General features: G+C 51.2%; 20 protein-coding genes and 1 pseudogene. 14 read left to right on the forward strand and 7 right to left on the reverse strand.

Annotated elements, in window-relative coordinates:
* Positions 1–108 precede the first annotated feature (108 nt).
* Complete coding sequence (acpS, locus tag QNH46_RS04000; protein ID WP_283928343.1) at positions 109–501, forward strand: holo-ACP synthase; 393 nt, start codon at positions 109–111, stop codon at positions 499–501.
* Positions 502–520: 19 nt separating this feature from the next.
* Positions 521–1,711 (forward strand): A/G-specific adenine glycosylase, encoded by a 1,191-nt coding sequence (gene mutY / locus QNH46_RS04005; RefSeq protein WP_283927030.1) that lies wholly within the window; start codon positions 521–523, stop codon positions 1,709–1,711.
* Positions 1,712–1,873: 162 nt separating this feature from the next.
* Here mutY and QNH46_RS04010 read toward each other — a convergent pair whose 3' ends face one another.
* Positions 1,874–2,089 (reverse strand): hypothetical protein, encoded by a 216-nt coding sequence (locus QNH46_RS04010; protein WP_230873862.1) that lies wholly within the window; start codon positions 2,087–2,089, stop codon positions 1,874–1,876.
* Between the two features lie 497 nt (positions 2,090–2,586).
* On the opposite strand from QNH46_RS04010, the gene QNH46_RS04015 reads away from it, so the two are divergent.
* The 7 genes and pseudogenes from QNH46_RS04015 to folE all read left to right on the forward strand — a co-directional run bounded on the left by QNH46_RS04015 (position 2,587) and on the right by folE (position 8,245).
* Complete coding sequence (locus QNH46_RS04015; RefSeq protein WP_155611909.1) at positions 2,587–3,018, forward strand: GNAT family N-acetyltransferase; 432 nt, start codon at positions 2,587–2,589, stop codon at positions 3,016–3,018.
* Between the two features lie 199 nt (positions 3,019–3,217).
* Positions 3,218–3,880 carry a signal peptidase I gene (lepB, locus tag QNH46_RS04020; protein ID WP_283927031.1) on the forward strand — a complete coding sequence of 221 codons (663 nt, stop codon included), beginning with the start codon at positions 3,218–3,220 and terminating at the stop codon, positions 3,878–3,880.
* Between the two features lie 27 nt (positions 3,881–3,907).
* Positions 3,908–4,348 (forward strand): ribonuclease HI, encoded by a 441-nt coding sequence (gene rnhA / locus QNH46_RS04025; RefSeq protein WP_213595002.1) that lies wholly within the window; start codon positions 3,908–3,910, stop codon positions 4,346–4,348.
* A gap of 64 nt (positions 4,349–4,412) precedes the next feature.
* Positions 4,413–6,172: pseudogene (queG, locus tag QNH46_RS04030) on the forward strand (tRNA epoxyqueuosine(34) reductase QueG).
* 23 nt (positions 6,173–6,195) lie between these two features.
* A complete protein-coding gene (locus QNH46_RS04035; RefSeq protein WP_283927032.1) occupies positions 6,196–7,230 on the forward strand; it encodes an HD-GYP domain-containing protein in 1,035 nt (344 codons plus the stop codon).
* Positions 7,231–7,346: 116 nt separating this feature from the next.
* Entirely contained in the window at positions 7,347–7,580 is a 234-nt protein-coding gene (locus QNH46_RS04040) for a YneF family protein (RefSeq protein ID WP_155611913.1), read from the forward strand.
* A gap of 71 nt (positions 7,581–7,651) precedes the next feature.
* Positions 7,652–8,245, forward strand: a complete 594-nt coding sequence (gene folE / locus QNH46_RS04045) for a GTP cyclohydrolase I FolE (protein WP_213595010.1) — start codon at positions 7,652–7,654, stop codon at positions 8,243–8,245.
* Positions 8,246–8,380: 135 nt separating this feature from the next.
* Here folE and QNH46_RS04050 read toward each other — a convergent pair whose 3' ends face one another.
* Both QNH46_RS04050 and QNH46_RS24530 read right to left on the reverse strand, forming a co-directional pair.
* Positions 8,381–8,677: an ATP-binding protein gene (locus QNH46_RS04050; RefSeq protein ID WP_347342990.1), complete on the reverse strand. Its 297-nt coding sequence runs from the start codon at positions 8,675–8,677 to the stop codon at positions 8,381–8,383.
* Entirely contained in the window at positions 8,614–8,823 is a 210-nt protein-coding gene (locus QNH46_RS24530) for a hypothetical protein (RefSeq protein WP_430691877.1), read from the reverse strand. Before QNH46_RS24530 ends, QNH46_RS04050 begins: the two co-directional genes overlap by 64 nt.
* Before the next feature lie 343 nt (positions 8,824–9,166).
* Here QNH46_RS24530 and QNH46_RS04060 point away from each other — a divergent pair, with 343 nt between their 5' ends.
* The 4 genes from QNH46_RS04060 (at position 9,167) to QNH46_RS04075 (ending at position 11,511) form a co-directional block, all read left to right on the forward strand.
* Entirely contained in the window at positions 9,167–9,418 is a 252-nt protein-coding gene (locus tag QNH46_RS04060; protein WP_283927033.1) for a hypothetical protein, read from the forward strand.
* Positions 9,415–9,813 carry an acyltransferase family protein gene (locus QNH46_RS04065; protein ID WP_283927034.1) on the forward strand — a complete coding sequence of 133 codons (399 nt, stop codon included), beginning with the start codon at positions 9,415–9,417 and terminating at the stop codon, positions 9,811–9,813. Before QNH46_RS04060 ends, QNH46_RS04065 begins: the two co-directional genes overlap by 4 nt.
* Positions 9,714–10,037: a DUF418 domain-containing protein gene (locus QNH46_RS04070; protein WP_283928345.1), complete on the forward strand. Its 324-nt coding sequence runs from the start codon at positions 9,714–9,716 to the stop codon at positions 10,035–10,037. Before QNH46_RS04065 ends, QNH46_RS04070 begins: the two co-directional genes overlap by 100 nt.
* A gap of 406 nt (positions 10,038–10,443) precedes the next feature.
* Complete coding sequence (locus QNH46_RS04075; RefSeq protein ID WP_283927035.1) at positions 10,444–11,511, forward strand: bifunctional 3-deoxy-7-phosphoheptulonate synthase/chorismate mutase; 1,068 nt, start codon at positions 10,444–10,446, stop codon at positions 11,509–11,511.
* A 100-nt stretch (positions 11,512–11,611) separates the two neighbouring features.
* On the opposite strand, the gene QNH46_RS04080 is transcribed toward QNH46_RS04075, so the two are convergent.
* Complete coding sequence (locus QNH46_RS04080; RefSeq protein WP_283927036.1) at positions 11,612–12,865, reverse strand: Fe-Mn family superoxide dismutase; 1,254 nt, start codon at positions 12,863–12,865, stop codon at positions 11,612–11,614.
* A 96-nt stretch (positions 12,866–12,961) separates the two neighbouring features.
* Positions 12,962–13,966: an alpha/beta hydrolase gene (locus tag QNH46_RS04085; RefSeq protein WP_213595026.1), complete on the reverse strand. Its 1,005-nt coding sequence runs from the start codon at positions 13,964–13,966 to the stop codon at positions 12,962–12,964.
* A gap of 249 nt (positions 13,967–14,215) precedes the next feature.
* On the opposite strand from QNH46_RS04085, the gene QNH46_RS04090 reads away from it, so the two are divergent.
* Positions 14,216–14,962 (forward strand): IclR family transcriptional regulator, encoded by a 747-nt coding sequence (locus tag QNH46_RS04090; RefSeq protein ID WP_283927037.1) that lies wholly within the window; start codon positions 14,216–14,218, stop codon positions 14,960–14,962.
* Between the two features lie 257 nt (positions 14,963–15,219).
* Here the strand turns inward: QNH46_RS04090 and QNH46_RS04095 are convergent, their stop codons facing one another.
* Positions 15,220–16,317 (reverse strand): DUF1648 domain-containing protein, encoded by a 1,098-nt coding sequence (locus QNH46_RS04095; protein WP_283927038.1) that lies wholly within the window; start codon positions 16,315–16,317, stop codon positions 15,220–15,222.
* Entirely contained in the window at positions 16,317–16,721 is a 405-nt protein-coding gene (locus tag QNH46_RS04100) for a GntR family transcriptional regulator (protein WP_283927039.1), read from the reverse strand. Before QNH46_RS04100 ends, QNH46_RS04095 begins: the two co-directional genes overlap by 1 nt.
* Positions 16,722–17,855: the final 1,134 nt, after the last annotated feature.

Genomic DNA, 17,855 nt, shown 5'->3' on the forward strand with positions numbered 1-17,855 from the left:
ATCGGAAGGCTCTCGCTTCACAGGATGTTCCCTGTTACAATTGGGAAGGGATTCGTGAGACCGCTGAACGGAATGCGAATACAGCCTTTTTTGAAGGAAGTGATGTCGTTGATATATGGCATAGGTCATGATGTGGTTGAAATAGATCGGGTTCGTAAAATACTAGACGGAGCCTCGGGGGACAGGCTGCTGAAGCGCGTGCTGACGCCGGATGAGCAGAAGCTGCCTGGCAGCATGTCGCGTCCTGCGGAATTTCTGGCCGGCCGGTTCGCGGCCAAAGAGGCCATCAGCAAAGCTTTTGGCTGCGGTATCGGCAGTGTGCTTGGCTTCGCGGACATGTCCATTCTGCCGGATGCTCAGGGGAAACCTCATGTCGTATTGACGCAGGAAGCATGGCAGCGGCTCGGTCTGGCTGAAGGTCGGGCAGGCTATGCCGTGCATCTCAGCATCACGCATGAGCGCCAGCTGGCTTCGGCATTCGTCGTTGTAGAGAGAGTGTAACGAAGGAGAGAGCTACTGGATGTTCGAAGAAAAATGGAGCATGGAGAGCAGAACGTATTTCAGCACGGAGCTGCTGTCCTGGTATGAACGGTCGAAGCGGGATTTGCCGTGGCGCAGGCATCGCGATCCCTATTATATTTGGATATCGGAGATTATGCTGCAGCAGACCCGCGTGGATACGGTCATTCCGTATTTCCTCCGGTTCATTGAGCGTTTTCCGACGATAGCGAGCTTGGCCGAAGCGCCGGAGGAGGACGTGCTGAAATGCTGGGAAGGGCTCGGCTATTATTCCCGGGCCCGGAACTTGCAGGCGGCCGCCCGCCAGGTGATGGAGCGACACGGCGGCCAGGTGCCGCGCGACAAGGCGTCTGTCGCGGCGCTTAAAGGAGTCGGCCCGTATACGACCGGGGCGATACTTAGCATCGCCTTCGATCAGCCGGAGCCCGCCGTCGACGGAAATGTAATGCGCGTGCTTTCCCGGTATTTCTTCATCGAAGAGGATATCATGAAGACGGGAACGCGGGCGCTGATGGAAGGGCTCGCGGCGTCGCTTATTCCGGCAGGCCGGGCCGCTGATTTCAATCAGGCATTAATGGAGCTGGGGGCGCTGGTATGCACCCCGAAGGCTCCGCAATGCCTGACATGCCCGGTCATGGCGCATTGCTCGGCGCGCCTGGAAGGCGCCGAGCTTCGCCTGCCGGTGAAGAGCAAGGCGAAGCCGCCGCGTCCCGAGCATCGGATCGTCGCCCTCGTGGAGGGCGAAGGAGATCGAGAGGGACGCGTGCTCGTGCGCCGGCGGCCGGACACGGGGCTGCTCGCGCGGATGTGGGAGCTGCCCCATGTGCTGGCTGCCGCGAAGCCCGGCGAGGGCGCCGATTTGCCGGATGGCGCGGCGATGAGCCGTCTGGCGGGAACGCTGGCCGAGGAGGGCACGTACGTCCGGCCAGAAGGGCCGTTTATGACGGCGGAGCATATTTTCAGCCATATCCATTGGTATATGCGCGTGTTCCGCTTCCAGGAAGCCGCCGCCTTGAGCGCCTTGGCCGGCTTTGCCGAGCTGGCGGTGGCGGAGTCCCAGGCTGCATATGATAAAGGGGAGCGGGCTGAGGAATATCGCTGGATTACGCTTGAGGATATGGAGGAGCTCGCTTTTCCCAACGTATTCTTAAAGATTCTTCATCAATATTTCAATGATAAACAGCAGAGGTAACTATAAAAGCAGACCAGGAATCGGGAACGTTCTTGGCCTGCTTTTGTGTATGCGGGTTATTGATGGTGAACGTTAGCCATTTCTTGGTTCGGCTGTGGGCAGCAGTATATGTGCCAGTTAGTGTCGAATGATGTCTGAGCTTGCATGTTCTGGCAAACCCGGCTATTCAAGCATCCGGTTCTCGACGTCCTTCATATTGTTCTGTTGGTCGGTTTCCCGGTGCTGCGGCTCAACGACCTGTCCTTTTTCCGTTGGAGCATCGCCGCTAACGCTGCGTACAAAGCTGGTGAATTGCAACTTTTGCTTGTCAGCCTCCTGCTTGGCCGCAAGCAGCTCCTGCGGGTCATTGGTCAACGGTTGTAACGTGTCATCGGTCAATGTAATACCTCCTTTCAGGGTCATATATTTTAAGATTACCCGAAGCGCCGTTTTTCAATCGGTGTTTCAGGCGAAGGAAAAAAGGCTGCAAAATGCCCCGTTATCCTTGCCAATATGATATAATGTGTGGCAGGTCTTTCCTGAATTGAACTTGTTTATAATTCCTTTGTTAATTTTCCGTTTAAGAACTCTCTGAAAATAGCAATATCCCCCTTGGAATTACCCCCGCTTTAACAAACCCTATTTTTGGCAGGCCCCTTTTTTTATGCACTTACATTTCCAGTACTAGCATTAATTTTATCGATAAATAATGTAAACGCTTAATATAAAGCGCTTTCAGAAGAAAAATGGTGTATTTCCCTGATTATTATGGTTTAATGGACAAGTAAGGAGTTTTTCCTCGGTTTTTGTCTAGATTTAATTATTCGTTGGATGTTAAAAATGGACCGTGTGTTTTACATGATTCTATCAAAGCAAAGGAAAAGGGAGATCATAGCATGCGTATTCGTTCCTTCCAGTTGAGTGATGCCAATCAAGTGATGGAGCTTCTGCAGGTATCCTTGTCGGAGCAGTGCTACGAAGACACTAAGCGGGCTTTTGCCAGACAATTGTCCTGGGATTCGGAATTAATCATGGTTGCGGAAGCCGAAGAGGAAATCGTGGGGGTCTTAATCGGGACCATCGATCAAAATCTAGGCTGCATTTATCGGACTGCGGTTCATCCCGAATACCGTCGTCAAGGGTATGGCAAGAGGCTGGTTAGCGCTATGGAGCAGCGGTTCCAGCAGCGCAACGTTCGCCGAATCGTTGTAGCTGGCGATGAACACAATAAGGCTGTTATGCCGCTGTACGAAGCGATGGGATACGGAGCAAGCAAGTTTCTGGAAGCGTTCCATAATTTGGGTATCGCAGCAGTCCGTTCGCTGTAAGGTTCTATAAATAAATCCAATGCCGCGCTGCGGTTAAATTGGATAATGATCTCATGTGATGATGAAGCATATCTTCCGTCCGTTGCAATTGGGCGATAGATATGCTTTTCTATTATTATGCCTTATTTTTGATAAGCAGGTCGTTTTTAGGCATGGATTTACATGAATTCAATGGATTACGATATAGAAGAGGTGCAGTATGAAGCCAGTCAATTTACCGGAGCACCGGGATACGGACCATCCAGAGTATGTTCGCAAGCGAGCTGAGGTTGACAAGGATTACGCGGAAGCCGAGGGGCGTGTAGCTGAGGAATCTGCTCCGCCCGTTCTTCAGAACAAATGGGTTCGTGAGCTGTGGGAATTGGGCAAGACGGCCGCAATTGCATTTATCATTATGCTTCTGCTGAATATGTTCGTGTTTAACCTGTCGATGGTGAAGGGCGAATCGATGCAGCCGACACTGGAAGAGCGGGAGCGGTTATTCGTCGACAAAATCGTTTATTACTTCTCATCACCACGCAGCGGGGATATCGTTGTGCTCAAAGATCCCAGCACCGGGCCTGATAAGAAGCATTACCTTGTCAAACGGGTTGTTGCTGCCCCTGGCGAAACGGTGGAAATTCGCGACCATGTCCTGTACGTGAACGGACAAGCTCTGAACGAGCCTTATACCGATGTGCAGATCGAGGATCGGGATTTCGCGGAAATAAGGCTGGGCGAGAACGAATATTTCGTGATGGGAGACAATCGCCGCTACGGTCGCAGCAAGGACAGCCGCAGCTTCGGCAGTGTGCAGAAGAAGGACATCGTCGGCCGCGCAGAATTCGTGTACTGGCCGGTGACTAAAATAAGAGGTTTGTAAAAAATACAGTAGGTTGGAGGATATCCCGTGAAGGAGATTACGATTTATACCGATGGAGCCTGCTCCGGAAATCCAGGCCCTGGGGGCTGGGGAGCCATATTGATGTATAACGGCCATCGTAAGGAACTATCTGGCGGCGAGCCGATGACGACGAATAACCGCATGGAAATCCAAGCGGTCATTTCGGCATTGGAGCAGCTGAAGGAGCCGTGCCTTGTAAAGGTATACAGCGATTCTGCCTATGTTGTCAATTGCTTTAAGCAGGGATGGATTCGCAACTGGCTGAGAAATGGCTGGAAGAACAGCAAAAACCAGCCGGTCGAGAACCAGGAGCTGTGGCAGGAATTATGGCGCCTGATGCAGATTCATCAGGTTGAATATATCAAGGTCAAGGGACACAGCGATAATGAGCTGAATAACCACTGTGACTTCTTGGCGAGGGAAGCGATCAAGCGGATGTCCCGGTAATCGGGGCGGGACAGAACGCGGGAGTGCGGAGGACTTGCCTATTACATCTAAGGAGGGATCGGAGATGACGGAAGCGCGACCTATTGCTGAAGGGAAGCAGAACAGTTCACAGGACTGGGCCAAGCTGAAGCAGGAGATTAAGGACGCTGCATATTCCATGGGAATCGATGATATCGGATTCGCCTCGGCCGATCCGTTCCTATCATTAAAAAATGTGCTCCTCGATCGCCGGGCTAAAGGTTATGAATCCGGGTTTGAGGAACCTGACATCAATAAAAGGATATATCCTGAGTTGTCGCTGGAACGGCCGGCTTCCTTGATTTCTATTGCGGTAGCCTATCCTTCCAAGCTCAACAATCCACCGAAGTCGGAGCCAGGCCTTCGCCGGGGGATTCTGGCCAGATCAGCTTGGGGCCAGGATTATCACACCGTGCTGCGTGAGGCAATGGCCCGGCTGGAGGAGTTCATCAAGGAGAGGGTAGAAGGAGCCCGCATCGAAAGCATGGTAGATACGGGAGCGCTGGTGGACCGTGCCGTGGCCGAGCGGGCCGGTATCGGCTTTAAGGCGAAGAACTGTATGGTCATTTCGCCGAAATGGGGCTCTTGGATCTACCTTGGCGAGCTGATTACGAATATTCCGTTTGAGCCGGATACCCCTGTAACCGAGGACTGCGGCGAATGCACGAAGTGCATCGACTCCTGTCCGACGGGCGCCCTGGTGGGACCCGGCGAGCTGAATGCGCAGCGGTGCATATCTTTTCTGACCCAAACGAAGGGCTTCCTTGAAGATGAGTTCATGAGGAAGATCGGCAACCGCCTGTATGGCTGCGATACCTGTCAGATGGTTTGCCCGAAGAACAAGGGCAAGTCGTGGAATCACCGGCCAGAGCTGCAGCCTGATCCGGAAACGGTGAAGCCGCTGCTTCTCCCGATCCTTGATTTGAGCAACCGGGAGTTCAAGGAACGCTTCGGCTCCAGCGCCGCCGCCTGGAGAGGAAAGAAGCCGATCCAGCGGAACGCGGTGATCGCGCTGGGTAACTTCAAAGATCAGGCCGCCGTGCCGAAATTAATAGATATCATGCGAAATGATTCAAGGCCGGTATTAAGGGGAACGGCAGCTTGGGCTTTGAGCCGGATCGGCGGAGAGGAAGCGCTTCAAGCAATCAGCCAGGCCGTATCTGCCGAGAAGGACGAAGAGGTGCTTGCATACTTGCAGAAAGCTTTGACAGTGCTGCAGGAGCACGAAGTAAAACGGGAGGATGGGATGGAGTGAATTCGGACGCAGTGAAGAGCTTGTACTATGCGGAGATGGACTCGCCCATCGGCATGCTTACCCTTTGCGGAAGCGAACAGGGACTGTGCCATATTGAATTTGGCTCGTACGCGGACCGGGCGGATTTTCTCGGAACATGGGCAAACCGCTACTATTCGGGTGCTGAGTATGTGTATGTCGCGGAGCCGCTGGCTCCGGCCATGGCTCAGCTTGGCGAATACTTCGCCGGGAAACGGCATAGCTTCGACCTTGCATTGGACATGCGAGGCACAGAATTCCAGCAAAAAGTATGGAAAGCCTTACTGGATATTCCGTATGGCGCAGCCGTCTCTTATAAGTTGATTGCCGAGCAGATCGGCCAGCCCAAGGCTGTTCGGGCTGTTGGCGGCGCAAATAATAAAAATCCGCTGCCTATCGTTGTTCCTTGTCATCGCGTCATAGGCTCAGGCGGAGCGCTTGTCGGATACGGAGGGGGATTATCCATCAAAGAAAGCCTGCTCTCTTTAGAGCGCCAGCATCATGATTGTACATTGACGACATCAGGCGAATAGCGATCGCTAAGGGGGATTAATTCATGAGATTCATGAGTGTTGAGGATATCGAACCGGGGCAGTATCTTGGCAAGACAGTATATTCCTCTAACGGGACGGTGCTACTGTCGGCTGGAATCCAGCTTACGGTCTACATGATTACGACACTGAAGCGTATCGGTGTAACCATGATCTACATCAAAGATCCGAATTTCGAGGACATTGAGACGGAAGAAGTGCTCAGCGAATCGACGAAAAGCGCGGTCTTCAAGGAAATGAGCCATACGCTGGAGGCGGTAAGGTCCGGCAAGGACTGGAGTACGAAAAAAGTCAGCGTCAGCGTGGACGCACTGCTGGAGGATATTTTGAATCACCGGGGCGTGCTGCTTCAGTTAACGGATATTCGCACTGCGGATAATAACGATTACATTCACGCGGTGAATGTGTGCCTGATGTCCTCAATGATCGGGCTTAATATGGGGCTGAATTACTCCCAGCTTAAGGACCTGGCGATCGGCGCTTTGCTGCATGATATCGGTAAAGCGAATCCATTGGCGGAAGGGGCATTCGGGAGTGGAATGGAAGATCACCATACCTGGAGAGGCTTCGAGGTGTTGAAAAATAAGCGCGAGTTCAGCCTGCTGATCGCGCACACCGCTCTTCAGCATCACGAATGCTTGGACGGCAGCGGTCTGCCGCGCGGGCTGGAAAGCGACGACATTCATCTTTTTCCTAAAATTGTAGCTGTGGCAAACCGGTATGATAATCTGATTGGCGGTGGCGGCAGCAATGGCCGCCCTATGCTTCCTCATGAAGCATGTGAGCAACTGATGGCCTACTCCGAGAAGGAGCTGGATCATGAGGTGCTTGTCGAATTTACAAGAATCGTCTCGGTTTATCCGAACGGAACTTCCGTGCGCCTATCGACGAAGGAGACTGGCGTCGTAGTGCGGCAGCATCGGGGATTGCCCGGACGTCCGGTTGTTCGCGTCATTTTCGGCTCAGGAGAAGATATCGAGGTCAAAGAAGTTGACCTTGCCGTAGAGACGACGACTTTTATCGAAGCGGTATTGGCTTGAATTTTTAAAGATTCATTTGCTAGGTATGTTGCGGAAATGATATTATATCTTGAGGTACTGAAAGCATACCACAACAAGAATGAAACATTTGATCACAATACAGGGGTGGCTGAACCATGAATTACGTAATTCCTATTATTACACTTATCGTCGGCTTGGTCGGCGGTTTCTTCATTGGCGTAATCTATTTGCGCCAACAATTGATGAAGATGCAGAATGATCCGCAAATGCTTCAGAAGATGGCGAAGCAAATGGGCTACAATTTGAACGGGCAGCAAATGCAGCGCGCTCAGCAAATGATGAAGAAGCAGGGCATGACGCAGCCGCAAGGCCGCCGGAAGAAGAAATAATAGGTAGTCTATTTTTTTCGACAGACACACTCTGCTCCCTGGATAGGGAGAACAGGAAGGAGGAGGCGCGAGTGGCAGGCGTCAAAGATTATGTAAATACTCAGGTTGGAGCCAACCGGGAGAAGATTGAACACCATGTCCGCGAAATATTGAAGCTGATTGGTGAAGATGTTGAGCGGGAAGGCCTTATCGATACACCGGCAAGGGTAGCCCGGATGTACGAAGAAATATACGGCGGTTACGAAGTGGATCCTCGCGATGTGCTTGGAGTTACGTTCGAGGAGAACCATGAAGAACTCGTAATCGTAAAGGATATCGTGTACTACAGTCAATGCGAGCACCACACGGCCCCTTTCTTCGGCAAGGTGCATATCGGCTATATCCCGAGCGGCAGAATCGCCGGACTTAGCAAACTGGCCCGTTTGGTGGAGGCGGTCACCCGCAGACTGCAGGTACAGGAGCGCATTACGTCGCAAATCGCCGACATTATGGACGAGGTTCTTAAGCCGCAAGGTGTGATGGTCGTCGTGGAAGGCGAGCATCTCTGCATGTGTGCCCGCGGCATCAAGAAGCCGGGAAGCAAGACGGTGACCTCGGCCGTACGGGGAACGTTCCGTTCCGATGCAGCTTCTAGAGCAGAGTTTTTGTCGCTGATTAAGGAATAGTGAACGGGTTGCTCTAGCTCAAACCCTAAAAACAAAACACGCCTTCATGGCGTGTTTTTATTTACTTTTAAATTTGTTAATCCAACGCATCCCGTTATCCTGTACAGGATGCCTTCTTCATTTAGTTTGGATAGCTTATGTGTCCTGAAGCGGGATGGTAAAGCGTACCGTCGCCCCGCAAGCTGGATTGTTCTCGGCGCAAATCTGTCCTCCATGATGCTGAATCAGCGGCTTGGCGATATATAAACCAAGCCCCGAGTGTCCTTTTTGCCTGGAGGATGAGTGATTCCCCTGATAAAACTGCTTGAATGCCTGTTGCAGATCCTGCGGCTGTGCAAACCCTGCTCCATTATCCGTGATAGACATCATCACCTGCTGCTCGGTAATTTCGATGCGCCATTGAATCCGTCCGCCTTCAGGCGTATACCGGATGCTGTTTGTTTGCTCTGGATTAAGGCATCCCGCCCGTTACCGGCCGTAAGTACGCGATAGCCTTCAAGCTCCAGCGCATCTTGTATAAAAGCAATGATTTCTTCTTCATCATCCACCAATAGGATCGTTTCGTTTGCCATATTCAATTGCACCCTCCAAGAACTAGCTATAAAAAGGTCCATCTTGTTATTGTACACGTCAATTCTAAAGAATAAATAAAGAAAGTCTAATTACTTGAAGTTAATAATTGCCCATACTTCAACGGAGAAGGCGGAATCAATCTGGAGAAGCGGCAGCGGTCGCCTTTGCCCCCGGATTTCAACAGTTTTAATTGATTGATAGAAATCTGGGGGCAACAGCGATCGGAAGAATGATCCGCATGCGTAGTGGTGTTTAAGCTACTGTATTTATTCGTTCAATATGTACATCTTTATCCTTTCTTTATGATTGTACTTTAACCTGAAGGCATCATGATAAGGAGGCACGAGGATGGCAATGAAATCACAATCAAGAATAGAGCTGATAGACAGCTTAAGGGGATTTGCACTATTAGGAATCATTCTGGTCAACGTCACCTTTTTCACAACGTCGCTTCAGACGATCTCATATGGGGTTGATTTATGGTCTGGCTGGTATCATGAGCTGGCAATGCTGCTGCGCGGGATTGTCATTGACGGCAAATTTATGCTTATCAAGAGCGGGAGGCCGCCATTTATGGCAAGGGGACCATTCCCCAGATGACCATTCAGCGGGTGAATGATTTTATTGGCTCCATCTTTAATATGCTGCTCTTTTACCCGCAAATTCTAGGCATGTTCTTGATGGGCGCCTACTTCTGCAAACGCCGATTCTTGCATCAGGTTCAGGAGAACCGGAAGGGAATCTTACGGCTGGTCATTCTTGGCGGAAGCGCCGGTCTTGTGCTTCAGCTCATTCTATCGCTGGCGAAAGGGCTTCCGTTCTGGGGCGAGGCGGCAGCTTTGTTCGTAGGGGCACCGCTCTTAGATCTGGCTTATATCGGAATATTTGCACTTTTATACCAGAACAACTATGGAAGAAGGTACTCCATTGGTTTTTCTACCCTGGAAAAATGGCCTTCACGAACTATCTGCTTCAATCGGTCCTTTGCGGATTGATCTTTTACAGCTATGGTCTGGGATGGTATGGAAAGATCGAGCCAGTCTTGCAAATGTTGATTGCTGTCGGCATTTTTGCTCTGCAAGCGGTATTTAGCCGGGTCTGGTTCAATTGGTTTCCGATCGGACCCCTCGAATATGTTTGGCGCCTGTTCACCTATTGGGGAAATCCGCTGAATCGAGGCGAGAGAGGGAAGGCTGCTCCTGTTCATGAAGCACAATGATTTAAATCTTCACTGCATCAATGCACCTGAGCTTTAAAACATAGCCTTGCAATGTTGATCCGGGGTGTAATACAATGCTTCTAAATTAATCAATACAATATGTTCAAGCAAGCGATGATGGAAAGAGTAAGCGAAAGAACGTTCCTGACAGGAAAGGGCTGCCACCGACTGAGAGCGCCCGGGCGAAGGTTCTCCGCTGAAGTTCATTCCGGAGCTGGTAGGCTGATAATCTGCATGCTTCGTGCAGAGGGTAGGTTTACCCGTAACCCTTGCGTTAAGAGGTTCAAGTGAGATGTGCCTGATTATTTCGGCATATCTAATAAGGGTGGTACCACGACTCCTCGTCCCTTTCCGGACGGGGGTCTTTTTGTTTTATACACTGGAAAATGTGGAGAGGAGAATGTAAATGAGTCAACGTTTGGAACAATTAAGATCAGAGCTGGATTCCGTGAATCTGCAGCTGCTGGAACTGTTGTCGGAGCGGGCGCGGATCGCCCAGGAGATCGGTCAGGAGAAGCAAAAACAGGGCGTCCCTGCATTTGATCCGGTACGCGAGAAAAAAATGCTGGATGCTCTGGTGGAGCATAACCAAGGTCCTTTCGATCATGAAACAGTACGTCATTTATTTAAACAGATTTTTCAAGCATCGTTGAAGCTGCAGCAGGTCGATCATAAGAAGCATCTGCTGGTCAGCCGGAAGAAGAAGCAGGAAGATACGCTGGTTCAACTGGGCAGCACGGTGATTGGCGGCGGCACACCGGTGATGATTGCAGGGCCATGCTCGGTTGAAAGCTATGAACAGGTGCGCCAGGTTGCAGCGGCCCTGAAGCAAGCGGGCATGACGGTCATGCGCGGCGGTGCGTTTAAACCGAGAACATCGCCTTACGATTTTCAGGGCTTGGGCATGGATGGTTTGAAAATTCTGAAGGACGTGGCGTCCGAGTTCGGGCTGAAGACGATTAGCGAAATCGTGGACCCAGCGCATATTGAGCTTGCGTGCGAATACATTGACGTCATTCAGATCGGCGCGCGCAACATGCAGAACTTTGAGTTGTTAAAAGCTGCAGGCAACGTTCAGACGCCAGTGCTGCTGAAGCGTGGTCTCGCGGCAACGATCGATGAGTTCGTGCACGCTGCGGAATATATCGTTTCCCGCGGCAATACGCAGGTCATGCTAATTGAACGCGGTATACGGACGTACGAAAAGGCTACGAGAAACACCTTGGACATCTCGGCGGTGCCGATTCTGAAACAAGAAACGCATCTTCCGGTGCTCGTGGATGTGACGCATTCTACAGGGCGCAAAGACATCCTGGCCCCTTGTGCCAGAGCGGCTCTAGCTGCAGGCGCAGATGGTGTCATGGTTGAGGTGCATCCTGATCCGGCAACAGCGCTCTCCGATGCGGCGCAGCAGCTGAATATTCCGGAATTTCATGATTTTCTGGCCAGCGTGAGGAAGTCGGGATTGCTGTAAACATTGTAGTTTTGAAAAAGTAAGATATGAGAGTATGAAGAAAACGGCTGCTTTTCGGATGACGTTCCGAGAGGCAGCCATTTTGTTATTGAATATCCACTTAAAACGGCTGCCACTTCAGCTTCCTCGCCTTTTCGAAGCGTTCGGCGACCTCCGGCCAGTAGACGACCTGCCACCAGTCGGCGATGTATTTGGCCCGTTCATTCTGGTGCTTCAGGTAATAGGAATGCTCCCAGACGTCAATCGGCAGCAGGGGGACGACATCCCATTGTGATAAATTCTGATGCTTCTCGGCCATTAGAATTTCCAGCCGGTGAGCACGCGGACTCCAGACGAGAATGGCCCAGCCACCGCCTTCTACTTTATCGGCGGCATTGGTGAACTGATTTTTGAAGGCGTCATAGCTGCCGAAATCCCTGCGGATTTGCTCGGCCAGGTCGCCCTCGGGCTTGCCGCCTCCTTGAGGGTTCATCGTATCCCAGTAAATGGTATGGAGATAATGGCCTGCCCCGTTAAAGGCCAGCTCCCGCTCCCAGTGCTTGACGAGGTCGAAGTTGCCCGACTTGCGGGCTTCCTGGAGTTTCTTCTCGGCCTTGTTCAAATTATCAACATAGCTCTTATGGTGGATGTCGTGATGGATTCGTACGGTTTTCTCATCGATATGCGGCTCTAAAGCGTTGTAGGCGTAGGGCAGGGGAGGGAGAGTATGTCCGCCGATCGGTACCGGACCGTCGCCGGATTTGCGGGATTGGTCAGGGATGGGGCTGAGGAATACACTGTTCTGGACTGTGGAATCGAATTCGTCTGATGAGGGAGCGGCCGAATCATTCGAGAACGGTTCTTCGACACTAAACGGCTGGTATGGTAAAGCGGAAGTCTCTTGCAGGTCGGTTATGGCGGGCAGCTCTTCCATGTTCCGCTTTATAGCCCCGGGAGAATTTAGTGTCTCGAGCACTCCCAGGAAGTATTCGGACTCGCGGATAATGTGGAGCAGCACCGTTTTCGCTAACGGAACGGATTTGACCGCAGTGCTGTATTCCAAAATGTAATAAAGCTGTCTTATGAATTCCCGGGACTGCCGGAACGCTGTATCCAATAAAAGTTCCGTCTGCTGGACCAATTTCGGATCGCAAGCGGCCTCTGGGGAGGACAGGGCGTACTTGAGCAATTGATTGGCCACGTGCGTTGTTTCTTCCAGTACTATTTTCCAATCATCCAATAACTGGACGTAGCCCGGCTCCAGTCCGGGAACGATCGCTTTGATTACGTCCGTATGCTCGCTTTCCTGCTGCTTCCAGAAGCGGATTTCCTCAAGGATGCGGACAGGCAAATAAGGCCCGTAAACCAATAGCATCAGGTTAGCCTCCTTCACGTTTAATCGCCATTAACAGTTTATGTGAATGAAGGCTTGGCTTATGCTTGCTGGTTAAGCGAGCCTGGTCGGTTTAAGTTACTTGGCGGATTCTATCCGGCTAAGGAATGAGGACACTTTGCGCAAATAATCTTTGGGGTGCTCCCGAAAAATCATTTCATGATGGGAGCCTTCGACAATCCATACCTCAGATGCCTCGTTTGTTTGATTTTCGGCCAGTTTTTCAGCTATTGGATAAGGCGCCTTCTCGTCTTCGGTTCCATGAATGAACAGAGTCGGGAAGGGGTAATCCATTGATTTGACCTCCGTATACGGAATCTGGCGCATGCTAGTGCCGTTGAGCACCGGGAGCAGCATGCCGATGATTTCCAGCGAGGGACGCCGCGGCAGGTCAATATGCTGACGGATATTATGATACATCGTATCCGGTTCCAGCAGGAAGGTACTATCGAGAATCATCCCGTCGATGTCTTTGCTCGTCAATGCGGCTTGTAAAGCCGTACCTGCGCCCATCGAAAATCCCCATACGACGATTTCATCAGCGCCTCGCTGTTTGGCCAGGTTGATGGCCCCAAGCAATTGCTCGGCTTCTTTTTTGCCACCGGTGGCGACCTCTTTGCTCTTCTGGGAAGCGAACCCGTAATCAAACATCAGGACGTTGTAGTTCAGCCGATTGGCATAATGCGCAAGATCATACATGGGAACCCAGGGCTCCTCACGATTTGCACCGTATCCATGGCTGAAGACGATAGTTTTGCGGGAATTCTCTGCAGGAATGTACCAGCCCTGCATCATGCGGCTGCCGTCGGCTGCCTGGAAGAGGACATCCTCATAAGCCAGGTTCTTGGACAGCTTTGGATTGGAATAGAGCGGAGCCACATTCGGGTTGGACAATACCCAGGCAATATAGCCATGCAGCACAATAAAACAGAACAGCAGAAAAAATAACGCGGATAATAACAGTGCCACTAGAATATGTTTGAGGCTGACATGACGTGCAGTCAGTACATCGATCGATGGTGTTGGAGTGTCCGTCTTTAACCCTGTATTTAAGGGAAGATCACTCCGGGTTGATGGACTCATGTTCTTCCCCTCCTAGTCGTATTCATACAATATATGCTCGGTATGGCTCCGAGATCAAAGACTAGAGTGACTTCGCGGTTTCTGTCGAATGTGGACGAATCATATAGAATAATCGTAAGGCAACAGGTTCGGTAAAGTCAATAATAGCCTGATAAAGCATGACTCGGTGCATTGACGAGCGGGAATGGATTACATATAATTTATGTAACCACGTTTCACGTAGTGAAACTTATGGAGAGGTGAGGTCGTATGGAAGACCGTAAACTAACCGTGCGCGCGGTAGAGCGGGCGCTTGATATATTAATGTGCTTTACGAAGGGGAATGAGTTTAGCTTAACGGAAATCGCCAGCAGCATCGGTCTGCATAAAAGTACGGTTCACCGGCTGATGACAACGTTGGAGGAGAAGGGGTTCGTCATTCGGGACAATGCTACGGAAAAATATCGGCTTGGCCTAAAAATATGGGAGCTGTCCGCGCATTTATCGCATAATGATGATCCGGCTGTTCTACTGCTTCCGCAAATGGAACAGCTTCGCGACCGGCTCGGAGAGACGGTCAGCCTGTATTTGCGGGATGGTACGGACCGGCTGAGAATCCAGGCTGTTCAGAGCAACCAGGCGATCCGCAGGGTCGCAGCGGTCGGTGCGAGACTGCCGCTGTATGTCGGGGCGTCGAGCAAGGTGTTGGTCGCCTACGCTGATGAATCGGTGCTGCAAGCCGTGCTGGACAGCCCTGATTGGCCCGCAGCCGTGGATAAAGGCCAATACGTGGCTCAGCTTCAGGAGATTCGCCAGCTTGGTTTTGCGACGAGCTACGAGGAGCGGGAGCCCGGAGCTGCAGCGGTGTCGGCGCCGATCTTCGATCGAAACGGCAAGGTGGCGGCAGCCTTATCCGTCTCGGGTCCGGTCAGTCGGCTGTCGCCGGACACGCTGATCGAATTTGGCCCTGTGCTGATCGAAGCGGCGCGGGATATGGGCATGATGATTCATGCCTAGAAATGCTATAGCTGATGGATGTTGAGCCGCGTAAGTCGAAACTGTTGCCGTTATGGAGTGCAATGCAGCAGTACTAGAAAGTGTATAAGAAAGGAGAGGCCCTAAGGCCTCTCCTTTCTTGTGTATGCGGGGGAGTCAGTAGTCTGTAGCAGTGCGTTCATAGTTTCGAGTCATAACTAGTGTGTGTATAGGGACATCTTCTTCCAGTGCCGTTCTCCCATGCCCTATTCATTTGCTTGCTTCACCTAGTATATCACCTACTGGCCAAGGAAGGCAGGAAGGGCGATGGCGATGATGATGCCTGGAAGTATGAGCCAGACCATCGGGTGAGCGAAATTGAGCGTCCAGCCGATGCCGAATCTTTTTTCCACAAAAATCGACGGGTCGTTTGGATTATAGTAAATAAACCCGAGCTTCCAGAAAGCATCGTCGTTGACTGGTTGTACCGGAGATCCGGTCTCTGAGCGTGCGACCCGGCTGCCTCCCTGTCCCGTTGTAAAGGAAAGAGCGACAGCGAATAACACGACAAAGATCGGGATGAGCAGGCTGACAAGCAAGATGATGCTGCTCTCAAGCTGGTATATCATATTCAGCTGGATGAATGAGAACAGGCTGACCATAGCTAGGCCGGACAATAGGGTGAACATCGACCAGCGGCGGCGGAAGACCGCATTTTGCCGGACCGAACGCTCCGGATCTCCGGCGCTAAGCTGCTGCTTGCTCCGCAGGATACTCCAATTCACAAAAATAAAGATGGCGATGATTAACAATTGCATGATGTTAGGAAGCAACACGGTAGTATACGATTTGGCCGCGCTGTTGATTACGTTGCCCTGCATATCGAATTTTAGGGCAATCTGCTCGGGGATCCGATCGTAATTGAAGAGCGCTGCCGCCGTGCTGGCCAATGTCAGGCCTACATGGATAAAGAACCATTTATTCGAAAGAATCAGCTTCTGGCGGTGGAAGGAGGTATCGACGGCAAGCACCGTTTTTCCTTTAGCCGCTGCGGGAAGGGAAGCCTTGATTTTCTTCATTTTGAAATGAAAGAGTATATTAAGCGCGATCGATATCACTGCGATTAAACTGATGACAACGCCGAGCAGGGTTCCTTGTAGCGTCGTATTGCTTTGCATGGAAGCATAAAGTCCGGCAAAAAGCAGCGGAATATAAATAACCAGGCTGATTGTCGCATATTGCTTGCGCATCCGGCGAAGCTGCTCGCTGCGGAAGGTTTCCTCGCTGACCGAAATGCCAAAGCTTACCGTCTCACGTGTCAGATAGGGCATGAAAGCAAGAGAGGCTACGATGGGAATAAACATTAATACAAGCATAAGCGTAAATAAAATAGGCATTATGCATTCTCCTTTTCGTTGTCGGTTTCGGTGATTTCCTGATGGATTCGCTCTACCAAATCCATTAACTGCTGTTTATCCATTCCCCGGCATATCGCTTCGGCGACGATCGGCTTCAGTTGGCTGCGCTGCTTGGCCATGAATTCCTCTGTGACTGGAGGCATGCCATCTGGATCAACGACGACCCCGCGCTGCCGATGCACCTGAATGTATCCGTCCTGCTTCAGCAGGGTGTACGCCTTGTTTACGGTATGAAGATTGATGCCAATATCCGAGGCCAAGCTCCGAACCGAGGGGAGCGGCTCTCCGAGCTTCAATCGTCCGCTGGCAATCCCTTCGATAATCTGATTGACCAGCTGTGTGTAAATAGGAACATCCGACTGCATATCCAGCTCTATAATCAAAATGGCACCTCCATCTGATGGGTGTTATATATATAATATAACAGCTAAAATGAATATACACAATAGTTATAGAAAAATAGACGGTCGGACTGGATGGTTCTTTAATATTCTGGCGTTCTCATAAACTGTAGTGGCACTACTGCTCGAATGTAGTACAACTAGCGACGACGATAGCGGATCCCCTGGCATGCCGGATCACTGAGGTGCCGCGCGCAGGCTCCCTGCGCTTCGGTGCCAGGAGTCTCAAGAAGCTGATCAACCGATCAGGTACCCGGATCACCGAGCGTACTGGATCACTGAGCGTACCGATCACTGACGTGCCTGATCTCGTGCCGGATCACTGAGCATACCGATCACCGACGTGCCTGATCTCGTGCCGGATCACTGAGCGTACCGATCACTGACGTGCCTGATCTCGTGCCGGATCACTGAGCGTACCGATCACTGAGCGTACCGATCACCGACGTGCCGAACAGTCCTAACGGACACAGAGGGCGTTATTTGCCCTTATTTCGAGTAAATCCCCACGTTACGGACACAGAAGACCCTATTTAGCAATCTACGGCTTGATTAGGGGTCGTTTTAGGCAAATAGGTGCATCTGAGTCCGTAAGTCTTCATTTTGGACCGATATTGGCCAAATAACGGATTCAGGGTCCGTTCGCGTGCTGCTTTGTCCTTAGCCTGCCGACCTTACCAATGCTACCGAACTTACGAGCCTATCAAAAGTTACCGAGCCAACTGAACCACTGAAGCCAAGCGAAACTAACCGAACTAACCGAGCCACGAACCAACCGAACATAACTACCAAACTCACCGATCCAAACGAACTACTGAGTCAATCCAGCGAATCTAGAAATCTTGAGCTAAACGAACCAACCGAGCGAATCAAGCCAATCAAGCCAATCAAGCCAATCAAGCAGTCAGGCCAACCAAACCGAACCAACCAAACCCGTCGAATTGGCCTTAACTTTCATCTGACCGATTTATAGTCAGCCAGTCCTTCACCGACTTCAAACGGCCTTCAGCCTGTCTTGTCTATGTCAGCCGGACGGGGTCTGCTAAGTCCACATTCAGTTTTGAGTCTTTCCCGCACCCGCACCTGTACTCCCCTTAGGCGAATTTCCAATTTCTA

The sequence above is a fragment of the Paenibacillus woosongensis genome, assembly GCF_030122845.1.
GTDB lineage: Bacteria > Bacillota > Bacilli > Paenibacillales > Paenibacillaceae > Fontibacillus > Fontibacillus woosongensis_A.

Excerpts from the sequence above, each read along its gene's own strand:
- QNH46_RS04095 (WP_283927038.1), bottom strand. The coding sequence starts at position 16,317 with ATGCCTATTTTATTTACGCTTATGCTTGTATTAATGTTTATTCCCATC.
- QNH46_RS04065 (WP_283927034.1), top strand. The coding sequence starts at position 9,415 with ATGACCATTCAGCGGGTGAATGATTTTATTGGCTCCATCTTTAATATG.
- QNH46_RS04015 (WP_155611909.1), top strand. The coding sequence starts at position 2,587 with ATGCGTATTCGTTCCTTCCAGTTGAGTGATGCCAATCAAGTGATGGAG.
- QNH46_RS04075 (WP_283927035.1), top strand. The coding sequence starts at position 10,444 with ATGAGTCAACGTTTGGAACAATTAAGATCAGAGCTGGATTCCGTGAAT.
- QNH46_RS04080 (WP_283927036.1), bottom strand. The coding sequence starts at position 12,865 with ATGCTATTGGTTTACGGGCCTTATTTGCCTGTCCGCATCCTTGAGGAA.
- mutY (WP_283927030.1), top strand. The coding sequence starts at position 521 with ATGTTCGAAGAAAAATGGAGCATGGAGAGCAGAACGTATTTCAGCACG.
- lepB (WP_283927031.1), top strand. The coding sequence starts at position 3,218 with ATGAAGCCAGTCAATTTACCGGAGCACCGGGATACGGACCATCCAGAG.
- QNH46_RS04060 (WP_283927033.1), top strand. The coding sequence starts at position 9,167 with ATGGCAATGAAATCACAATCAAGAATAGAGCTGATAGACAGCTTAAGG.
- QNH46_RS04040 (WP_155611913.1), top strand. The coding sequence starts at position 7,347 with ATGAATTACGTAATTCCTATTATTACACTTATCGTCGGCTTGGTCGGC.
- QNH46_RS04035 (WP_283927032.1), top strand. The coding sequence starts at position 6,196 with ATGAGATTCATGAGTGTTGAGGATATCGAACCGGGGCAGTATCTTGGC.
- QNH46_RS04090 (WP_283927037.1), top strand. The coding sequence starts at position 14,216 with ATGGAAGACCGTAAACTAACCGTGCGCGCGGTAGAGCGGGCGCTTGAT.
- QNH46_RS04085 (WP_213595026.1), bottom strand. The coding sequence starts at position 13,966 with ATGAGTCCATCAACCCGGAGTGATCTTCCCTTAAATACAGGGTTAAAG.